Consider the following 18,525-nt stretch of genomic DNA (forward strand, 5'->3'; position numbering starts at 1 on the left):
GAACGCATCTACGATGCGTTCCGACCTCTCCCGCAAGCGGGGCGAGGTAAGAAGCGCCAGCTACACCAGCAGCCCGTTCTGCTGCGCCAGATCCTTCAGCGACACCAGCGGGCGGGCGCCGATGTGCTGGATCACTTCGGCGGCGGCGAGCGCGCCGAGGCGGCCGGCGTTCTCATGGCCGACATTGCGCACGAGACCGACCAGGAAGCCGGCGGCGAACAGATCGCCGGCGCCAGTGGTGTCGACCAGCCTGTCGACCGGAGAGGCCGGCGCCGACGTGACGCCGTCCCCGGAGATCACCACGCAGCCCTTCTCGCTGCGGGTGACGACGCCGAGCTTCGTGTCCTTGCCGAACTGCTTCAGCGCGGTGTCGAAATCCGAGGTCTGGTACAGCGAATGCAGTTCGGACTCGTTGGAGAACACCAGGTCGACCGTACCCTTGCGCATCAGATCGAGGAATTCGTCGCGGTAGCGATCGACGCAGAACGAATCCGACAGCGTCAGCGCGACCTGGCGGCCCGCGCCATGCGCGATATCAGCCGCCTTCACGAAGGCGTCCTTGGCGTTCTTCGGATCCCAGAGATAGCCTTCGAGATAGATGATGCCGGCGGCTGCGATCTGGGCCGGATCGATGTCGTCCGGCGTCAGGTCCTGCGCGGCGCCGAGATAGGTGTTCATGGTGCGCTCGCCGTCCGGCGTCACCAGGATGTAGGAGCAGCCGGTGGCCGGGCCGGCCTTGGCCGGCGCGGTATCGAAGGCCACGCCGGCGGCGCGGATGTCGTGGACGTAAAGCTTGCCGATCTGGTCGTCCTTGACCTTGCCGACATAGGCGGCGCGGGCGCCGAGATTGCCGACGCCGACGATGGTGTTCGCGGCCGAGCCGCCCGACATCTCGGTCGCCACCCCCATGTCGCCGTAGATCGCGGTGGCGCGCGCTTCGTCGATCAGCTGCATCGAGCCCTTGGTCATGCCGTGACGGGCAAGGAATGCCTCGTCGGTCTGCACCAGCACGTCGAAGATCGCGTTGCCGATCCCGAGAACGTCATATTTTGCGTCAGCCATAGACCTGCCCTGTGTTAACGCCACCCAACAAGAGCCGCGACCTATCACGTTACGCCTTGGAGCAGCAAGCTGCGCCCTGCGTTCCGTCATCCTGAGGTGCGAGCGGAACGAGCCTCAGGATGACGGGTCTAACAGGGCGCTGGTGGCACCAATGAGCGCGACTGCTATACAGGCCCGATGTTCCGCTCCTTCCTCACGGTCTCCTCGGGAACGCTGGCCTCGCGACTGCTCGGCTTCGTGCGCGATTCCGTGATCGCGGCGCTGCTGGGCGCGGGGCCGGTGGCGGATGCCTTTCTGGCGGCATTTCAGCTTGTGAATGTCGTGCGACGGCTGCTGGCCGAGGGCGGATTGAATGCCGCCCTGGTGCCGGCTTGGCTGAAGGCACGCGATGCCGATGGCATGGCCGCGGCGACCGCCTTTGCCGGCCGCGTGCTCGGCACCGTCAGCGCCGCTGTCATCGCGGCAGCGCTCGTGATCGGCGTGCTGATGCCGCTGGTGATCGCGGCGATCGCGCCCGGCTTCGTCGGCCGCGACACGCTGCAATTTGCTGTCGACGACGCAAGGCTGATGCTGCCCTATCTCGCCTTCGCCGGCCCCGTCACCGTGATGATGGCACTGCTCAACGCGCAGGGACGCTTTGCGCTGACGGCGTTCTCGCCGCTGCTGTTCAACATCGCGCTGATATCAGTGATGGTTGTGCTTCTGGCGCGTCGGCAGGAGCCGGTGCAGGCCGCGCTTGTCATGGCGGCCACGATCGGCGTCGCCGGATTCCTGCAGCTGTCGATGCTGGCGCTGCGCGGCGCGAAACTCGCCGCGCCGCTCCGCATCTCGTTCGATTCGGACATGCGCAGCTTTCTCGGCCGCGCGGTCCCCGGCATGGTCGCGAGCAGCGCGCCGCAATGGCTCATGGTGGCGGGCGCGGTGATCGCCTCGACCTCGCCGTCGGCGGTGTCCTGGCTCTATTTCGCCAACCGTCTGCTCGAGCTGCCGCTCGGCATCGTCGGCGTCGCCACGGGCACGGTGTTGATCCCGGAGATGACCCGCGCGGTGCGCAGCGGCGAGCCTGCCGCTATCGCGCATGCGGAATCGCGCGCCCTCGAGCTCGCGGCCGGGCTGGCGCTGCCGGCAACACTCGGCCTGATGGTGCTGAGCGAGCCGATCGTGCGGATGCTGTTCGAGCACGGCGCGTTCACCGACCAAGATACCGCGGCCACCGCGCAGGCCCTGATCTGGCTGACGCTCGCGCTCCCGGCGCATGTGCTGGTGAAGGCGCTGTCGCCGGCGTTCTTTGCGCGCGAGGACACGCTGACGCCGCTGTTTGCGACGCTGAAGGCCGTCGTGGTTGCGATCGCGGCGGCCTTCCTGCTTGGCCATATGTTCGGCGCGGGCGGAATCGCCGCGGGCATTGCGCTCGGCGCCTGGAGCAATGCGCTGTCGCTGATCCGCAAGGGCGCCGCGACCTTCGGCTTTTCGATCGATGTCGAGGCGCGCCGCCGGCTGCCGCGCATCCTGGCCGCAGCGCTCGCGATGGGCGCCCTGCTCTGGCTCGCGGAAGGCGCGCTGCCGGCCGCCGGCAGCCACGGATTCGTGCAGGCGGCTTCCCTCCTCATGCTGATCGCGGCAGGTATCGCTGGTTACGGGCTGCTTTTGTCGGCTTTCGGCGTCACCGGCTGGCGCGCAGCGGTTAACGCCATCAGGCAAAGGCTCCCCGCCTGACTTGCGCGCGCAGGGCTTAAGTGGCAAACGACGCGGCAAAAGCGGCCATTTCCGGGAATCGAGACCATGGCGTTCGTTGAACGGGTTTTCTCAGGCGTCCAGCCGACGGGCAATCTGCACCTCGGCAACTACCTCGGCGCCATCGTCAACTTCGTGAAGATGCAGCAGACCCATAACTGCATCTATTGCGTCGTCGACATGCACGCGATCACCCAAGGCGTCGAGGTCTGGGGCGGCCCGGCCGAGCTCGCGCGCAACACCCGCGAGGTGACCGCGGCCTTCATCGCCGCGGGCATCGACGCGAAGAAGCACATCGTCTTCAACCAGAGCCAGATCGCCGGCCATGCCGAGCTGACCTGGATCTTTAACTGCGTCGCACGCATCGGCTGGCTGAACCGCATGACGCAGTTCAAGGAAAAGGCCGGCAAGGACCGCGAGAACGCGTCTATCGGCCTCTATGACTATCCGGTGCTGATGGCCGCCGACATCCTGCTGTACCGCGCCACCCATGTGCCTGTCGGCGAGGACCAGAAGCAACATCTCGAACTGTCCCGCGACATCGCACAGAAATTCAACAACGACTTTGGCGATTCAATTCGTGGTCATGGCTTTGCCGACGGCCTGTTGTTCCCGCAGCCGGAGCCGTTGATCACGGGGCCGGCGACGCGGGTGATGAGCCTGCGCGACGGCACCAAGAAGATGTCGAAGTCGGATGCGTCCGACAATTCGCGCATCAACCTCACCGATGACGCCGACACCATCGCGCAGAAGATCCGCAAGGCAAAGACCGATCCGGAGCCGCTACCGTCGGAGGAAAAGGGCCTCGAGACCCGCCCCGAGGCCGACAATCTGGTCGGTATCTACGCGGCGCTCGCCGGCGTCTCCAAGCAGGAGGTGCTGACGCAGTTCGGCGGCGGGCAGTTCTCCAGCTTCAAGAACGCGCTGGTCGAGGTTTGCGTTGCAAAACTGGCGCCGATCGCCTCCGAGATGAAGAAGCTGGTCGCCGATCCCGGCCATGTCGACGCGATCCTGGTCGACGGCGCCAACCGCGCCCGCGGCATCGCCGACGAGACCATGCGCATCACCAAGGACATCGTCGGCTTCATCCGCCCGCGCTGACACGCAAGGCAGGAACTGCGCACTCCCTCTCCCAAACGGCGAGGGAGTATGGCACCATGGATTGGTTTGGTTCAGCACCGGGACATGCATGACCACCCAGCGACGAAGCTACGAGACAGGTCACAAGCCGAAGTGCCTCGTCATCGTTGACGACACTGCGGAATGGGACCGCGCGGTCTATTACGCCAGCCGGTGGGCCATCCGGGTCGGCGGCGGCGTCGTGATGCTGCGGGTGATCGAGACCGAGGACCAGAACCAGCAATGGCTCGGGGTCGCCGACATCATGCGCGCCGAGGCCGAGGAGGCCGCCAATGAGGCGCTCGACCGCGCCGCCGGCCGCGCCAACGGGATTGCCGCGATCACCCCGGAGCGGGTGATTCGCGAGGGCGACCCGATCGAGCAGATCCTCGATGTGATCGACAAGGACTTCGATATCGCGATGCTGGTGCTGGCCGCCAATCCGGGCGCCGAGGGGCCCGGCCCGATCATCACCACCATGGCCAAGACCATGGGGGCGTTCCCGATCCCGGTGACCATCGTGCCCGGCGGCCTGACCGACGCCGAGATGGACGCCTTGTCCTGACGTTATCGGCCCCAAAACGCTCCAGAGCATGGATGCAGGCCCGGAACCTTGGTTTTGCGGCTTGATTGCCGGCTTTTTAGTTGCCATCTGACTCCTTGATTTGACGCGTTTTCTTCCGCGAACCGGTGTCGCTTCGCTGGAAAACGCTATAATGGAACCCAACGCGCCGGCCTTGAACCGGTGACGCCGGAGACAGCAGATGTTCATTCAGACCGAAGCCACGCCCAATCCCGCCACCCTGAAATTCATCCCGGGCCGCATGGTGCTCGACAGCGGGACCCTGGAGTTTTCCTCGCCCGAGTCGGCTCACCGCTCGCCGCTCGCCGAACGGCTGTTCGCGGTGTCCGGCGTCACCGGCGTGTTCTACGGCACCGACTTCGTCACCGTGACCAAGGCGGACGGCGACTGGCAGCACCTCAAGCCCGCGATCCTCGGCGCGATCATGGAGCATTATATGTCCGGCGCGCCGCTGCTCGCCGACGGCACCGCTGGAAGCGACGACGCACGCGATGAGGCAGACGAGTTCTTCAATGAGGAAGACGCCGAGACCGTCGCGCAGATCAAGGACCTGATCGAGACTCGGGTGCGTCCCGCGGTTGCCAATGACGGCGGCGACATCACCTTCCGCGGCTTCAAGGACGGCATCGTCTATCTCAACATGAAGGGCTCCTGCGCCGGCTGCCCGTCATCGACCGCAACCTTGCAACACGGCATCCAGAATCTGCTCCGGCACTTCGTGCCCGACGTGCAGGAAGTCCGGCCGATGTGATGGAGGCGAATGGTGGGTAGCGAATGGCGAATAGGGATCTACCCTGATAGTCCATTCGCTATTCGCTATCAGCCATTCGCCCTCCCATGATGATTCTCGCGATCGATACGGCGCTCGACGCCTGCTCCGCGGCGGTGCTCGACACCACCTCGGGCAATACCATCGCGATCGAATCGCAGGCGATGCAGCGCGGGCATGCCGAGGCGCTGATGCCGCTGATCGCGCGCGTGATGAACGAGAGCGGCATCGGCTTTGCCGGGCTTGACCGCATCGCCGTCACCACCGGCCCCGGCAGTTTCACCGGCCTGCGCGTCGGCCTCTCGGCAGCGCGCGGCATCGCGCTCGCCGCTGCAAAGCCGGTGGTCGGGCTGTCGACGCTCGCGGCCTACGCCGCGCCTGTGGTCGCCGAGAATGGCGGGCATGCCATCCTGTCGGCGATCGATGCGCGGCACGATCACGTCTATTTCCAGCTGGTCGGCGGCGACGGCGGACCACTGCTCAAGCCGAAGGTGGCACCGATCGCGGAAGCGCTCGAGGCCTCCCAATTCGGTGCGCTGCACCTGGTCGGCAACGCCGCAAATATCCTTGCCGAACGCTGGCCCGCCGACGCAACGCCGCCGGTCAAGATCGACCGGCAGCCCGCGCCCGACATCATTTGGGTCGCCTGGGTCGGCGCAGCCGTGGATCCCGAAACTGCGCCGCCGCGGCCGTTCTATCTGCGCGCACCCGACGCGAAGCCGCCGAAGGATCGGCTCGAAATCAGCGCGCCGCCATCGTCATGATCGGCTGGCTTTCACGATGGTGGGGCGGCGGCACCCCCGCGGTCGAGCCCGCATCCCTGCGCGATGCGGCGCGGCTCGCGCAATTGCACGGCGCGTCGTTTCATCGCGGCTGGGGCGAAGGCGAGTTCGAGGCGATGCTGACCGAGCGCAACACGCTGGTGCACCGGCTGCGCCAGGGACGCAAGGTGATCGGCTTTGCCGTCTCGCGGATGGCGGCGGACGAAGCCGAAATCCTGTCGATCGCGATCGACACCGGCCAGCGCGGGCGCGGCCTGGCGCGCGACCTGCTCCTGACCCATCTCGGCCATCTTGCCGGCCGGGGCATCCGCACCATCTTCCTCGAAGTGGAAGAGAACAATCAGCCGGCGCGACGGCTCTATGAAAGGGCCGGATTCGGCGTGATCGGCCGCCGCGAACGCTACTACAAGCAGCCCGGTGGGGAACATTTGAACGCGCTTCTGATGCGGCGCGACTTGTCGTAACATCGGCGCAATGGCAGAAGGGCGCCTGCTCTGCGATCCAAGGCCCGAGGACTCGGCAAGGACCCATGACGACGGTGAAAATCACGCCTGCGCAGAAGAATAATACCGGCATCGAGGCGCGCTGCGCCGCGACCGGCATGCGCATGACCGAACAGCGACGTGTGATCGCGCGCGTGCTGGCGGAGGCCATGGATCATCCCGACGTCGAGGAGCTCTACCGCCGCTGCGTGGCGGTCGACGACAAGATCTCGATCTCGACGGTCTATCGCACCGTCAAGCTGTTCGAAGATGCCGGCATCATCGAGCGTCACGACTTCCGCGAGGGCCGCGCGCGCTACGAGCAGATGCCCGAGAGCCATCACGATCACCTGATCAATCTGCGCGATGGCAAGGTGATCGAGTTCACCTCCGAGGAGATCGAGAAGCTGCAGGCCGAGATCGCGCGCAAGCTCGGCTACAAGCTGGTCGATCACCGTCTCGAGCTCTATTGCGTCCCGCTCGACGACGACAGCAAGTCGTAGGCGCGTGCGCTCCAACAAAGCAAGCGCCGGATCGCGTGAAAGAAACGCATCACCAGACCATGGGCTTTGATCTCGTCATCTTCGATTGCGACGGCGTGCTGGTCGACAGCGAGGTGATCTCCTGTCGCGCGCATGCGGAAACGCTGACGCGGCACGGCTTTCCGATCACGCCCGACGGCGTGCTGAAGCGTTTCATCGGCGTGTCCGACCGCGAGGCGCGGCGGATCGTGGAAAGCGAGATCGGCCGCGCGCTGCCCGACAGCTTCGAGGCCGAGGTCAAGCACGCGACGCTCAGTCTCTATGCCGACGATCTGAGCGCGATCGCGCATGTCGGCGAGGCGATTGCCGCACTCGACTTGCTGAAATGCGTGGCGTCCAGCGGCACGCCGGAGAAGATCCATCACGGCCTGACCTGCGCCGGGCTTTTCGACCAGCTCGCGCCGCATATTTTCTCCGCCACCCAGGTCACGCGCGGCAAGCCGGCGCCCGATCTCTTCCTGTTCGCGGCCGAGCAGATGGGCGTGCCCCCTGCGCGCTGCGTCGTGATCGAGGACAGCGTGGCCGGAGTCACCGGCGCCCGCGCCGCCGGGATGATCGTGCTCGGTTTTTGCGGCGGCAGCCACTGCACGGCGGAACACGAGGACATGCTGCGCAAGGCCGGCGCGGCCATAATCTTTGCCGATATGCGCCAATTGCCAGATTTGATCGCCCAGGCCGGCCAAAAACACGGCTCGATCGCTGGATTTTCGCCCGTTTAAGCTATATTTGAGCCCCGGCGCCCTGATGGCGCCGTTTCCTTTCGCATTCAGGGTTCCATGACGACGCCGCGCAAGCTGCATATCAAGTCCTATGGCTGCCAGATGAACGTCTACGATGCCCAGCGCATGGTGGACACGCTGGCCGGCGAGGGCTTTGTCGAGACCGCGAGCGCCGAAGACGCCGACCTCGTGATCCTCAACACCTGCCACATCCGCGAGAAGGCGTCGGAGAAGGTCTATTCCGAACTCGGGCGGCTCCGCGTCGTCAAAGACGAGGCAGCCCGCCAGGGCCGCGAGATGAAGATCGCGGTCGCCGGCTGCGTCGCGCAGGCCGAGGGCGCCGAGATCATCCATCGTGCGCCCACCGTCGATATCGTGGTCGGGCCGCAGAGCTATCATCATCTACCTGCGTTGCTGAAGCGCGCCAGGGAAAGCGGCCGCGCGCTCGAAACCGAATTCCCGGTCGAGGACAAGTTCGGCTTCCTGCCGCAGCCGAAGCCCGCTGCGATCCGCGCCCGCGGCATCTCCGCCTTCGTCACGGTGCAGGAAGGCTGCGACAAGTTCTGCACCTTCTGCGTGGTGCCCTATACGCGCGGCACGGAAGTCTCGCGTCCAGTTGCGAAGATCATCGACGACGTGAAGCAGCTCGCCGACAACGGCGTGCGCGAGTTCACGCTGATCGGACAGAACGTCAACGCCTATCACGGCGAGGGCCCCGACGGCCGCGCCTGGCCGCTTGGCAAATTGCTGCAGCGGCTCGCCGGGATTCCAGACGTCACGCGGCTGCGCTATTCGACCAGCCATCCGCGCGACGTCGACGATTCCCTGATCGCAGCGCATCGCGATTTGCCCGAACTGATGCCGTTCGTGCACCTGCCGGTGCAATCGGGGGCGGACCGGGTCCTTGCCGCCATGAACCGCAAACATACCGCCGACGACTACCGCCGTGTCATCGACCGTTTCCGTACTGCGCGGCAAGACATTGCTTTTTCATCAGATTTTATCGTGGGCTTCCCCGGCGAGACCGCGGAAGAATTTTCCGCCACCCTCGCGCTTGTCACGCAAATCGGGTACGCTGCGGCATATTCATTCAAGTATTCGCCACGGCCGGGCACGCCGGCGGCGGAGATGCGGGAGACGGTGTCAGCAGCCGAGATGGACGAGCGCTTGGGGCGGCTTCAGGAACTGATCGACAGCCAGCAATCGGCTTTCAACCGTGCTGCGATTGGCACAACGGTCGATGTGCTGTTCGAGCGCGCCGCGCGCAATCCGGGCCAGATCGTCGGCCGGACCGCCTATCTGCAGCCCGCCCATGTGATGGCATCGCCTGACATCATCGGCCAGGTCCTCCCGGTGAGGATCGACAGCCTCGAGCGCTATAGCCTGATCGGCGAGCTTGCGGCGCCGACAGCGCCGCACCTCATTTCGCAGACCATTGGAGCCTGAACTCCTTGCCCAAAAGCGCATCGGATTCGCCTTCGCTCGCTCCCAGCCGCAAACCTGACCGCGACATGCAAATTCCACCTGAGACCCAGGTCGTCATCGATTTCGACGACAACCGCGCCGCATCCGCGCTGGTCGGCCCCTACGGACAGAATCTGGCGCTGATCGAGCGGCGGCTCGGCGTCGTGGTCGATTCCCGCGGCAACCACGTCAGTATCGCAGGCTCCCGCGACGGCTGCGACGCGGCGCGGCGCGTGCTCGAGACGCTCTATGCCCACGCCGTCGCAGGGCACGATCTCGATCAGGGCGAAGTCGAAGGCGCGATCCGCGCCGTGCTCGCGCAAGGTTCGCTGTTCGAGTTCGACAACAAGACCGCCAAGCCGACTTTCGAGACGATCAATCTGCGCAAGCGTCCGGTGCGCGCCCGTACAGCGGCGCAGGATTCCTACATCCGCGCGCTGAAGCGGCATGAATTGGTGTTCGGCATCGGCCCGGCCGGCACCGGCAAGACCTGGCTCGCGGTCGCCCACGCGGCGCAGCTGTTCGAGCGCAAGGAAGTCGATCGCATCATTCTGACGCGGCCCGCGGTCGAGGCCGGCGAGCGGCTCGGCTTCCTGCCCGGCGACCTCAAGGAGAAGGTCGACCCGTATCTGCGCCCGATCTATGACGCGTTGTACGATTTGATGGATGCCCGCGTCGTCGAGCGCGCGCTGCAGGGCAACGAGATCGAGATCGCGCCTCTCGCCTTCATGCGCGGCCGCACCTTGACCAATGCCGCCATAATCCTCGACGAGGCTCAGAACACCACGTCGATGCAGATGAAGATGTTTTTGACGCGTCTCGGCGAGAACAGCCGGATGATCGTCACCGGCGACCCCTCGCAGGTCGACCTGCCGCATGGCCAGACTTCGGGGCTCGCAGAAGCCGCGAAGCTGCTCGACGGCGTCGATGGCATCGCGCAGGTGCATTTCAAGGCCGAGGACGTCATCCGCCATGAATTGGTGGCGCGCATTGTGGCCGCCTATGAGGGATTGCCGCAAAAGCCGGCAAACGCCAGATCTTGAGACCAACAGCTTCGGCCGCGGGCCCGCGCGATGCGGGTTCCGGCCATAACGCAGATTTTGAAACGAACGTGTCTGCTTTTCCTGCAACCGAGGTTCTCGTCACCGCCGAATGCTGGCAGGCCGAGCCCAATGCCGACGCGGTGATCCATCGCGCCATCGAGGCTGCCGCCGAAATCGCCGACGCCGATGTCGCCGGCGCCGAACTTGCGGTGATGCTGACCGACGACGCCGGGATCCGCACCCTGAACGCCAACTGGCGCAGCATCGACAAGCCGACCAATGTGTTGTCGTTTCCGGCACTGCAGCCGGAAGGCGCCGGCCGACCAGACGATGCTCCGCGCATGCTCGGCGATATCGCGATCGCCTATCAGACGACGCGGCGGGAGGCCGATGACGAACAGAAACCGTTCGATCATCATTTGAGCCATCTCGCGGTGCATGGCTTCCTGCATCTGATCGGCTACGACCACGAGAACGATGGCGATGCCGAGGACATGGAGGCGCTCGAGCGCGAAATCCTCTCCTCCCTCGGCATTCCCGACCCCTATGCGGATCGGATCGCCTGACATGCCGGATTCCGACCCGACCCATGACAATCCGCGCAACGTGAGCAACCTGCCTGCCGTGGTGCACGAAGGCGAGGTGCAGCGCCCGGCGGCCGAAGGCTGGCTGGTGCGCGCGATCCGCACGCTGTTCGGCTGGAAGGCCGGCTCGGTGCGCGACGATTTGCAAGTGGTGCTCGACGCCTCGACGCCCGACGATGTCGGCTTCTCGGCGATAGAGCGCACCATGCTGCGCAACATCCTGTCGCTGAACGAGCGGAGAATCGCCGACGTCATGGTGCACCGCGCCGACATCGTCGCGGTCAAGCGCGACATCCCGCTCGGCGAATTGATGAGCCTGTTCGAGAGCGCGGCGCATTCGCGGCTCGTTGTCTACAACGAAACCCTCGACGATCCTGAAGGCATGGTGCACATCCGCGACCTGCTCGCCTTCATGACCGCGAGGGCGCGCGTCACCGATACGACCAAGACGAAGCGCAAGAAGCCGTTCCCGGCGGGGCTCGATCTGCGCAGCGTCGATCTTGCGCTGCCGCTGTCGGAAGCCAATATCATCCGCAAGCTGCTCTACATCCCGCCATCGATGCGCGCGATCGACCTGCTGGCGCAGATGCAGGCCTCGCGCATCCATCTCGCGCTGGTGGTCGACGAATATGGCGGCACCGACGGGCTGGTATCGATCGAGGATATCGTCGAGCAGATCGTCGGCGAGATCGACGATGAGCACGATTCCGACGAGCCGCCGTCCATTGTCCGCCAGCCGGACAACTCCTTTATCGCCGACGCGCGCGCCAGCCTCGACGATGTCCGTTCAGTGATCGGCGAAGACTTCGTGACCGGCGAGGCCGGCGAGGAGGTCGAGACGCTGGGCGGCTATCTCGTGTCGTTCGTCGGCCGTCTGCCGGTCCGTGGCGAGGTGATCTCGGGACCCGGCAATTACGAAGTCGAGGTACTCGACGCCGATCCGCGGCGGGTGAAGCGTGTGCGAATCACGACGCGCAAGGAACGGCCGGCGCCGCGCAAGGAACGCGAGCGGCGCCGTGAGCAGGCACCGGACTCCGGAAACCCGCAGGCGAATGACAACATGCCGCCGCCCGGCGAGGAAGCCGGTCCGCAGTGAGGCTCTCCGACAAGCTCCGATCGATCGGCCTTGCGGTCATCCTGACCTGGGGATGGAAGCGTGCCGTCCTCGCGCTCGCGGCGGGCGCTTTGTCCTCGCTGGCGATGGCGCCGTTCAATGCCTGGCCGGTCCTGTTTCTGACCTTTTCCATCGCGGTCTGGCTGATCGACGGCAGCGCAGCCGGGCGTTGGCGCGGCGTGCCTGCCGCGGCACTGTCCGGTTTCTGGTTCGGCCTCGGCTATTTCGTACCGGGACTGTACTGGATCGGCTACGCCTTCTTCGTCGATGCAGACACCTTCGCCTGGCTGACGCCGTTCGCGGTGCTTGGCCTGCCCGCCTATCTCGCCTTGTTCACCGCCTTCGGCTTCGCGCTGGCACGGCTGATCTGGCCGCGCGACGCCTCGCGCGTGCTGGCGCTGGCGGTCAGCCTGACGATTTCGGAATGGCTGCGCGGCCATCTCCTCAGCGGTTTTCCGTGGAATGCGTTCGGCTACGCGCTGACCGAGCCTCTGGCGCTCGCGCAGACCGCGTCGCTGATCGGGCTGTGGGGCATGACGTTCCTCGCGGTTGCGATCTTCGCAAGCCCGGCCGTGCTGATCGACGGCGTCTCACGCGGCCGCAAGCCGTGGCGCGCGCCGGCGGCCGCGGTGCTGGTTCTGGCGGCGATGCTGGCATTCGGCGCGGTCCGCCTCTCGCGAGAGCCGACCAGAATGGTCGACGGCGTCAAGCTGCGCATCATGCAGCCCGATTTGCAGCAGGACGCCAAGTTCAACTACTCCGCCAAGGCGGCGGTGATGCAGAAATATCTCACTCTGTCGGATCGTGCGTCCGGGCCGCACTCCACCGGCGTGAGCGACTCCACCATCCTGATCTGGCCGGAATCCGCGTTTCCATTCTTCCTGACGCGGGAAGCCGATGCGATGGCGCAGATCGCCGACCTCCTGCCGAAGGGAACCGTGCTGATCACCGGCTCGGTGCGGGCGCCGGATCTGCCGCCCAACGTCCGCGTCACGCGCGCCTACAATTCCATCTACGTCATCGACCATGACGGCAGCGTGCTCGCGGTCTACGACAAGCTGCATCTTGTGCCATTCGGAGAATATCTGCCGTTTCAGGACTGGATGGAGAAGCTTGGCTTCGTGCAGCTCACCAAGGTGCAGGGCGGCTTCATTCCCGGCACGATCCGCCGGACGCTCGATATTCCGAATGCGCCGCGCGCACTGCCCTTGATCTGCTACGAGGCGATCTTTCCCGGCAATGTCGTGAGCCGCGACGATCGCCCCGGCTGGATCATCAATGTCACCAATGACGGCTGGTTCGGAATCTCGACCGGCCCCTATCAGCATCTGCAACAGGCCCGGCTGCGCTCGATCGAGGAAGGCCTGCCGATGGTGCGTGCCGCAAATACGGGCATCTCGGCCATCATCGACCCGCTTGGGCGGATTGTCGCGCAACTCGGGCTCGGCATCGAAGGCGTTCTCGATTCCGGTCTGCCAACGGCGATCGCGCCGACGATCTACGCGCGTGTCGGGAACATCCCGGCCGCTGTGATTGTGATCACAGCACTGGCGCTCGTGTTGCGGCGCCGGTTTGTAAGGCGAAAAGCCTGACGGCTGCATATCGCCGGTTGTCGCGAACCCGAAAAGACGTCGAAATTTACCTCAGCGCGATTCCACCAGTTGACAGATCGACCGTACACTTCGCATTGTACGGGTCCACGCGAAATCACAAGCCAAGTCAGCCCCTTTGCGCAAATTGTCCGCATTTCGTCCCGATCCTCCTTGCAGGATTTGACGGCACCGGCGCCTGAGGCATACTCCACGTCCAACTTGCCTCAACCCCCGGGCGCGCAATCCCTTAGGAGAGTTGGAGATGTCCATCAAAGCGCCCAATCCTGTTGACAAATATGTCGGCAGCCGCGTCCGTATGCGACGCATCATGCTCGGCATGAGCCAGGAGAAACTGGGCGAGGCATTAGGCCTGACGTTCCAGCAGGTGCAGAAATACGAGAAGGGCACCAACCGCGTCGGCGCCAGCCGGCTGCAGCAGATCTCGGAAATCCTGCAGGTGCCGGTCTCCTTCCTGTTTGACGGCGGCCCGAGCGGCGTCAAGACCGCCGACGGCTTCAGCGAGGGCTCTTCGCCGACCTACGTCTCCGATTTTCTGGCAACCGCCGAAGGCCTGGCCCTGACCCGCGCCTTCACGCGCATCGCGGACGCCAAGCTCCGCCGCAGCATCGTCGAACTGGTCGAGCAGATCGCAGCACGCGAGGCGGCCGAACAGGTCTGATTCGGCCATATCCGTTTGAGAGATTGTCAAATCTGGAATATGTCATTGCGGCGCACGCTCAAGCGCTGCGCTCAGGATGAAGTGTCATCGCGCTCTAGCTCGTTGTTTGAGCATGATCTTCTCGGAAAACCGCTTCACGCTTTTCCGGATCATGCTCTGAGCGCGTGCGCTGAATGACAAGGCGAATTCAGAGGCGACGACCACAGCATGGCCAGCAACCCGTTCGAAACCGCTGATATTCTCGACGGCATCCGCCGGTGGGTCGAGATCGAGTCTCCGACGGAGCGGCCAGATCAGGTCAACAAGCTCGCTGATCTCGTCGCGTCGGGCTATCGCGACCTGCCGGCCAGCGTCGACCGCGTTGCGGGACGCGACGGCTGCGGCGACCACCTGGTCACGCGCTCGTCCTGGGGGCAGGACGCGCCGGGCATTCTGGTGTTGAGCCATCTCGACACAGTTCATCCAATGGGATTCATCGAACGGTTACCATTCAAGATCGAAGGTGACAGCGCGTTTGGCCCGGGCATCTACGACATGAAGGGCGGCGCATATCTCGCCTATCATGCGTTCCGGCAGATCTGCGCCGACGGCGCGCGCCCGCCGCTCGGCATCACCCAGCTCTACGTATCGGACGAGGAAATCGGCAGCCCGACCTCGCGCAGGCTGATCGAGGCCGAGGGACGCAAGGCCAAATACGTGCTGGTGACCGAACCCGCGCGCGACGGCGGCAAGATCGTCACCGGGCGCAAGGGCGTCGCGCGCTTCGACGTGTTCATCAAGGGCGCGCCCGCGCATGCCGGCACGCGCCCCGAGGATGGCCGCAGCGCGATCCGGGAACTCGGCAATGTGATCCAGACGCTGGAGGCAATGAACGATCTGAAGCGCGGCATCACCGTCAATGTCGGCGTGGTCCGCGGCGGCACCAAGCCCAACGTGATCGCCGAAGAGGCCTATGCGGAAGTCGACATGCGCGTGCCGACCATGGCCGATGCCGACGAGTTGGTGCCGAAGATTCTCGCGATCTCGTCGCGCACCGAGGGTGTCACCGTGAAGGTTACCGGTGAACTGAATCGTCCGCCCTACGAGAAGAGCAATGCCGGCGCCGCGCTCTACGAGCACGCCAAGGGGCTTGCCGCCGAACTCGGCTTCGAGCTGATCGACGTCTTCACCGGCGGTGGTTCCGACGGCAATTTCACCGCACCGCATACCGCGACCCTCGACGGCCTCGGCGTCGACGGCAAGGGCGCGCACACCCATTACGAGCAGCTCTACATCTCGTCGATCGAGCCCCGCGCGCGCCTGCTCCACCGCATCTATCAGACGCTGCGATGACTCCAGCTCCGAACGACACCGGCGATCGCGATTCCCCCGACGACGGCGCAATGGCCCATTCGCGCGGCTCGTTCTTCGGGCGGCGCAAGGGCCACAGACTGCGCGCGCACCAGGCCGACCTGATCGACAATCTGCTGCCGCATCTTTCGATCGACATCTCGGTGCCCGCGCCTGAGGCGTTGACCGAATTGTTCGATGACGGCACCGAGAATGTCAGGCTCGAAATCGGCTTCGGTGGCGGCGAGCATTTGATCGCGGAAGCGCAGGCATTTCCGACGACCGGCTTCATCGGCTGCGAGCCCTATGTCAACGGGATGGCGAAGATCCTGACCCGGATCGAGGCGCAGAATATCGGCAACATCCGCCTGTTCGCCGGCGATGCGGCGGAGCTCTTGGCCTGGGCGCCGGCGCGCTCGCTCGCGCGCATCGACCTGATTCATCCCGATCCCTGGCCGAAGCGGCGGCACTGGAAGCGGCGCTTCGTGCAGGATGCAACGGTCGCCGCAATGACACGATTGCTCCCGCCCGGCGGCGAATTCCGCTTCGTCAGCGACATCGACGATTATTGCGCATGGACTCTCGCGCATCTGATGCGCTCGCCCGACTTCGCCTGGCTCGCCGAGCGCGCGATCGACTGGCAGCAGCCGTGGCCGAACTACACGATGACGCGCTACGGCGCCAAGGCCGAGCGAGAAGGGCGCAAGGCGGCGTATCTGCGATTCAAGCGCTTGCCTTGACGCGCCTTCCGCGCTCGACCCCTATCGCGACTTCCAGAAATCGACGACGCGCTGCGCGGTCGATGGCATCAGCCGCACGAAGTTCACGCGCGCACCTTCGATATCGGCCGGTGACGGCACGCGGTTGGGCCCGAGCCGCATCAGGATCAGGACGCGCACGGTCGGCCATTCGAAGCCGATCGTCTTGCTGGCGATCAGGATCGGATCGTAACGGTCGCCGGAGATCAGGCGATCGAGCGAGACGATCTTCACGCCGGTCATCGCGGCGAGCGCCGCCACGCATTCCTCGTATTTGAAAGCCTTGGCGAAGCCTGCCACCGCGGCTTCGTTCAATTCGCCGGCGCGATGCAGCGCCAGGATCGCGTGCTGCGCGGCCGCGAAATCGCGGCCCTCGACCTGCGCGACGACGCCTTCGATCTCGTTCATGGCCAGCTTGATCTCGGCCTGCCGATCCGGCTTGGCGACGTCATGCAACCGGCGGCGGATCACGTCGATCGAGCCGGCCAGCAGGCTCTTCAGATGTTCGGCCGGAAGATCGTCGCGGCGGCCGATCCTCAGCGTCAGCACGCCGTCCTGGCCGGCGCGGCGCACCAGCGTCGCGAAGGATGCATCCGAGAACGCCGCGCCCGCATTGCCGGCCGCGCATCGGATCACATCGCGATCGCCACGTCGGACGAGGACATCGGTCAGCGCGGTCGAGAGCCTTGACCGTTCCGCCATCGCAAGCAGATGGCCCTGGCCCTTGGCAGTGGCGATCTCGACAAGCACCTGATCGTCGATGATGGGCGATCGCCGCAACAGCGGGCCGGCAATCGCGACATCGTCCTCGCGGGCGAGTTGTCCGACCAGGTGCCGCGGCGCGTTGGCGAGCAGCGCGAGCCGTTCGGCGAGATCGATCCGTGCAGCAAGCTCGGCATGCGGAACCAGGCTGGTCAGCACCCCGTCGAACAGGTCGATATGGTCGGGACGGAAGCTCGCGGCGCCCTGCAGGAACAGCTCGCCGAGCCGCCGCGCGGCCTCGGCGCGGCGCTTGGGGTCGCCGCGGCGAACGATGTCGTCGAGTTCCGGGATCAGCGCGGGGGCTGTCGTCATGAGCCTTGTCCAAACCGGCGACTTCTGCCGATTTTCGGCAATCTATGGTCCCGTTCGTAAACGGAGGGTTAGATCGAACCTGGCCCCAGCGAGCCGCAAAATCGCCTTCCGCCGGGCCCGGAGGCCTTGCCGGACCCCGGCAAAAGAGCTATATCCACCGCAACTTATGGTATCTCATACGATCGCGTAGGAGAGTGGGCCCCCCGGGACCCGCTCTTTTTTATTACCTGACGGGACCCAGCGAGGCCGGGTCCAGTTTGGGTAGCGTTAGCGGCCCCTTAAGGCCTCCAGAACAACACAACAGACCTCAAGCTGCCTTTGACACTGGATATGACTGATCCGACCGCTGCGTCCGTGGACACCGAACTGCTCGCCGAGCCGCGGCTCGTCGTCGAGCCCGGGGTCGCGGCGCGCGTCGCCGCGGTCGCCATGCCGGTGTTGCAGGGCATGGGCTATCGCCTGGTGCGCATCAAGGTGTCGGGCGACGCCGGCTGCACCGTGCAGATCATGGCGGAACGGCCCGACGGTTCGATGCAGCTCGAGGATTGCGAGGCGATCTCGCGCGCGCTGTCGCCGGTGCTCGATGTCGCCGACCCGATCGAGCGCGCCTACCGGCTGGAGATCTCATCGCCCGGTATCGACCGCCCGCTGGTGCGCCGCTCCGATTTCGAGCGCTACACCGGACACCTCGTGAAGATCGAGATGGCGGTGGCACATCAGGGCCGCAAGCGGTTCCGTGGCCTGCTCGCCGGCGTCGAGGGCAATGCGGTGCGCGTCAAGCGCGACGATCCGCGCCCCGGCGAGGACGCCGAGGTTCTTCTGGTCATGGAGGACATTTCCGACGCACGGCTGGTGCTCACCGACGAGCTGATCGAGGAATCGATGCGCCGCGGCAAGGCCGCCGAGCGCGAGCTGCGCCGCGAGCTCGGCCTCGTGCCGCCGCAACCGGCTCACGCCAAGAAGAGCGATCCCGCGAAGAGTCAAAAGCCGAAGCCGAAGCCCGGCAAGATGCCGGCCCCGACCAACACCAAAAAGCACCGCCTGGCCGCCGAACGCGCGCGCCGTGGCGAGATCGATCCATCCGAAGGAGACTAAG

At 65.4% G+C, this 18,525-nt stretch carries 19 protein-coding genes; 17 read left to right on the forward strand and 2 right to left on the reverse strand.

The features are described from left to right. Positions 1-60: 60 nt before the first annotated feature. A complete protein-coding gene (locus tag ABIB78_RS24215) occupies positions 61-1,062 on the reverse strand; it encodes an adenosine kinase (RefSeq protein ID WP_429029110.1) in 1,002 nt (333 codons plus the stop codon). Positions 1,063-1,239: 177 nt separating this feature from the next. On the opposite strand from ABIB78_RS24215, the gene murJ reads away from it, so the two are divergent. From murJ to trmB, 16 genes are all read left to right on the forward strand, one after another. Continuing rightward, positions 1,240-2,778: a murein biosynthesis integral membrane protein MurJ gene (murJ, locus tag ABIB78_RS24220; RefSeq protein WP_429029111.1), complete on the forward strand. Its 1,539-nt coding sequence runs from the start codon at positions 1,240-1,242 to the stop codon at positions 2,776-2,778. 66 nt (positions 2,779-2,844) lie between these two features. Then, on the forward strand, positions 2,845-3,897 hold the full coding sequence (gene trpS, locus ABIB78_RS24225; RefSeq protein ID WP_429029112.1) for a tryptophan--tRNA ligase: 1,053 nt from the start codon (positions 2,845-2,847) through the stop codon (positions 3,895-3,897). Positions 3,898-3,985: 88 nt separating this feature from the next. Further along, a complete protein-coding gene (locus ABIB78_RS24230; RefSeq protein ID WP_429029113.1) occupies positions 3,986-4,480 on the forward strand; it encodes a universal stress protein in 495 nt (164 codons plus the stop codon). 199 nt (positions 4,481-4,679) lie between these two features. After that, positions 4,680-5,249: a NifU family protein gene (locus tag ABIB78_RS24235; protein WP_429029114.1), complete on the forward strand. Its 570-nt coding sequence runs from the start codon at positions 4,680-4,682 to the stop codon at positions 5,247-5,249. Positions 5,250-5,335: 86 nt separating this feature from the next. Then, entirely contained in the window at positions 5,336-6,031 is a 696-nt protein-coding gene (gene tsaB / locus ABIB78_RS24240) for a tRNA (adenosine(37)-N6)-threonylcarbamoyltransferase complex dimerization subunit type 1 TsaB (RefSeq protein WP_429029115.1), read from the forward strand. Continuing rightward, positions 6,028-6,513, forward strand: coding sequence for a ribosomal protein S18-alanine N-acetyltransferase (gene rimI / locus ABIB78_RS24245; RefSeq protein WP_429029116.1), 486 nt, complete (start codon positions 6,028-6,030; stop codon positions 6,511-6,513). Before tsaB ends, rimI begins: the two co-directional genes overlap by 4 nt. Before the next feature lie 65 nt (positions 6,514-6,578). Then, on the forward strand, positions 6,579-7,034 hold the full coding sequence (locus tag ABIB78_RS24250) for a Fur family transcriptional regulator (RefSeq protein WP_429029117.1): 456 nt from the start codon (positions 6,579-6,581) through the stop codon (positions 7,032-7,034). Positions 7,035-7,093: 59 nt separating this feature from the next. Next, positions 7,094-7,792: an HAD family hydrolase gene (locus ABIB78_RS24255; RefSeq protein ID WP_429029230.1), complete on the forward strand. Its 699-nt coding sequence runs from the start codon at positions 7,094-7,096 to the stop codon at positions 7,790-7,792. A gap of 57 nt (positions 7,793-7,849) precedes the next feature. Continuing rightward, positions 7,850-9,238, forward strand: a complete 1,389-nt coding sequence (miaB, locus tag ABIB78_RS24260) for a tRNA (N6-isopentenyl adenosine(37)-C2)-methylthiotransferase MiaB (protein ID WP_429029118.1) — start codon at positions 7,850-7,852, stop codon at positions 9,236-9,238. Positions 9,239-9,303: 65 nt separating this feature from the next. Then, positions 9,304-10,299, forward strand: a complete 996-nt coding sequence (locus tag ABIB78_RS24265; RefSeq protein ID WP_429029119.1) for a PhoH family protein — start codon at positions 9,304-9,306, stop codon at positions 10,297-10,299. A gap of 68 nt (positions 10,300-10,367) precedes the next feature. After that, positions 10,368-10,865: an rRNA maturation RNase YbeY gene (gene ybeY, locus ABIB78_RS24270; protein ID WP_429029120.1), complete on the forward strand. Its 498-nt coding sequence runs from the start codon at positions 10,368-10,370 to the stop codon at positions 10,863-10,865. A 1-nt stretch (position 10,866) separates the two neighbouring features. Then, positions 10,867-11,979, forward strand: a complete 1,113-nt coding sequence (locus tag ABIB78_RS24275; protein WP_429029121.1) for a hemolysin family protein — start codon at positions 10,867-10,869, stop codon at positions 11,977-11,979. Beyond that, positions 11,976-13,589, forward strand: coding sequence for an apolipoprotein N-acyltransferase (gene lnt / locus ABIB78_RS24280; protein WP_429029122.1), 1,614 nt, complete (start codon positions 11,976-11,978; stop codon positions 13,587-13,589). Before ABIB78_RS24275 ends, lnt begins: the two co-directional genes overlap by 4 nt. A 262-nt stretch (positions 13,590-13,851) precedes the next feature. Next, complete coding sequence (locus tag ABIB78_RS24285) at positions 13,852-14,268, forward strand: helix-turn-helix domain-containing protein (protein ID WP_429029123.1); 417 nt, start codon at positions 13,852-13,854, stop codon at positions 14,266-14,268. 207 nt (positions 14,269-14,475) lie between these two features. Continuing rightward, positions 14,476-15,600, forward strand: coding sequence for a M20 family metallopeptidase (locus ABIB78_RS24290; protein WP_429029124.1), 1,125 nt, complete (start codon positions 14,476-14,478; stop codon positions 15,598-15,600). Then, the gene (gene trmB / locus ABIB78_RS24295; protein WP_429029125.1) at positions 15,597-16,337 is read left to right on the forward strand and encodes a tRNA (guanosine(46)-N7)-methyltransferase TrmB; all 741 of its coding nucleotides are present in this window, start codon (positions 15,597-15,599) and stop codon (positions 16,335-16,337) included. Before ABIB78_RS24290 ends, trmB begins: the two co-directional genes overlap by 4 nt. Before the next feature lie 21 nt (positions 16,338-16,358). Here the strand turns inward: trmB and ABIB78_RS24300 are convergent, their stop codons facing one another. Next, positions 16,359-17,429 carry a DUF2336 domain-containing protein gene (locus ABIB78_RS24300; RefSeq protein WP_429029126.1) on the reverse strand — a complete coding sequence of 357 codons (1,071 nt, stop codon included), beginning with the start codon at positions 17,427-17,429 and terminating at the stop codon, positions 16,359-16,361. Positions 17,430-17,759: 330 nt separating this feature from the next. Here ABIB78_RS24300 and rimP point away from each other — a divergent pair, with 330 nt between their 5' ends. After that, entirely contained in the window at positions 17,760-18,524 is a 765-nt protein-coding gene (gene rimP, locus ABIB78_RS24305) for a ribosome maturation factor RimP (protein WP_429029127.1), read from the forward strand. The last annotated feature ends 1 nt before the right edge of the window (position 18,525 follow it).

This window comes from Bradyrhizobium sp. I1.14.4, assembly GCF_050435825.1.
Lineage (GTDB): Bacteria > Pseudomonadota > Alphaproteobacteria > Rhizobiales > Xanthobacteraceae > Bradyrhizobium.

Excerpts from the sequence above, each read along its gene's own strand:
- ABIB78_RS24300 (WP_429029126.1), bottom strand. The coding sequence starts at position 17,429 with ATGACGACAGCCCCCGCGCTGATCCCGGAACTCGACGACATCGTTCGC.
- miaB (WP_429029118.1), top strand. The coding sequence starts at position 7,850 with ATGACGACGCCGCGCAAGCTGCATATCAAGTCCTATGGCTGCCAGATG.
- ABIB78_RS24250 (WP_429029117.1), top strand. The coding sequence starts at position 6,579 with ATGACGACGGTGAAAATCACGCCTGCGCAGAAGAATAATACCGGCATC.
- ABIB78_RS24215 (WP_429029110.1), bottom strand. The coding sequence starts at position 1,062 with ATGGCTGACGCAAAATATGACGTTCTCGGGATCGGCAACGCGATCTTC.
- rimI (WP_429029116.1), top strand. The coding sequence starts at position 6,028 with ATGATCGGCTGGCTTTCACGATGGTGGGGCGGCGGCACCCCCGCGGTC.
- ABIB78_RS24285 (WP_429029123.1), top strand. The coding sequence starts at position 13,852 with ATGTCCATCAAAGCGCCCAATCCTGTTGACAAATATGTCGGCAGCCGC.
- ABIB78_RS24265 (WP_429029119.1), top strand. The coding sequence starts at position 9,304 with ATGCAAATTCCACCTGAGACCCAGGTCGTCATCGATTTCGACGACAAC.
- tsaB (WP_429029115.1), top strand. The coding sequence starts at position 5,336 with ATGATGATTCTCGCGATCGATACGGCGCTCGACGCCTGCTCCGCGGCG.
- trmB (WP_429029125.1), top strand. The coding sequence starts at position 15,597 with ATGACTCCAGCTCCGAACGACACCGGCGATCGCGATTCCCCCGACGAC.
- rimP (WP_429029127.1), top strand. The coding sequence starts at position 17,760 with ATGACTGATCCGACCGCTGCGTCCGTGGACACCGAACTGCTCGCCGAG.
- trpS (WP_429029112.1), top strand. The coding sequence starts at position 2,845 with ATGGCGTTCGTTGAACGGGTTTTCTCAGGCGTCCAGCCGACGGGCAAT.
- murJ (WP_429029111.1), top strand. The coding sequence starts at position 1,240 with ATGTTCCGCTCCTTCCTCACGGTCTCCTCGGGAACGCTGGCCTCGCGA.
- ABIB78_RS24275 (WP_429029121.1), top strand. The coding sequence starts at position 10,867 with ATGCCGGATTCCGACCCGACCCATGACAATCCGCGCAACGTGAGCAAC.
- ABIB78_RS24255 (WP_429029230.1), top strand. The coding sequence starts at position 7,094 with ATGGGCTTTGATCTCGTCATCTTCGATTGCGACGGCGTGCTGGTCGAC.
- ABIB78_RS24235 (WP_429029114.1), top strand. The coding sequence starts at position 4,680 with ATGTTCATTCAGACCGAAGCCACGCCCAATCCCGCCACCCTGAAATTC.
- ABIB78_RS24290 (WP_429029124.1), top strand. The coding sequence starts at position 14,476 with ATGGCCAGCAACCCGTTCGAAACCGCTGATATTCTCGACGGCATCCGC.
- ABIB78_RS24230 (WP_429029113.1), top strand. The coding sequence starts at position 3,986 with ATGACCACCCAGCGACGAAGCTACGAGACAGGTCACAAGCCGAAGTGC.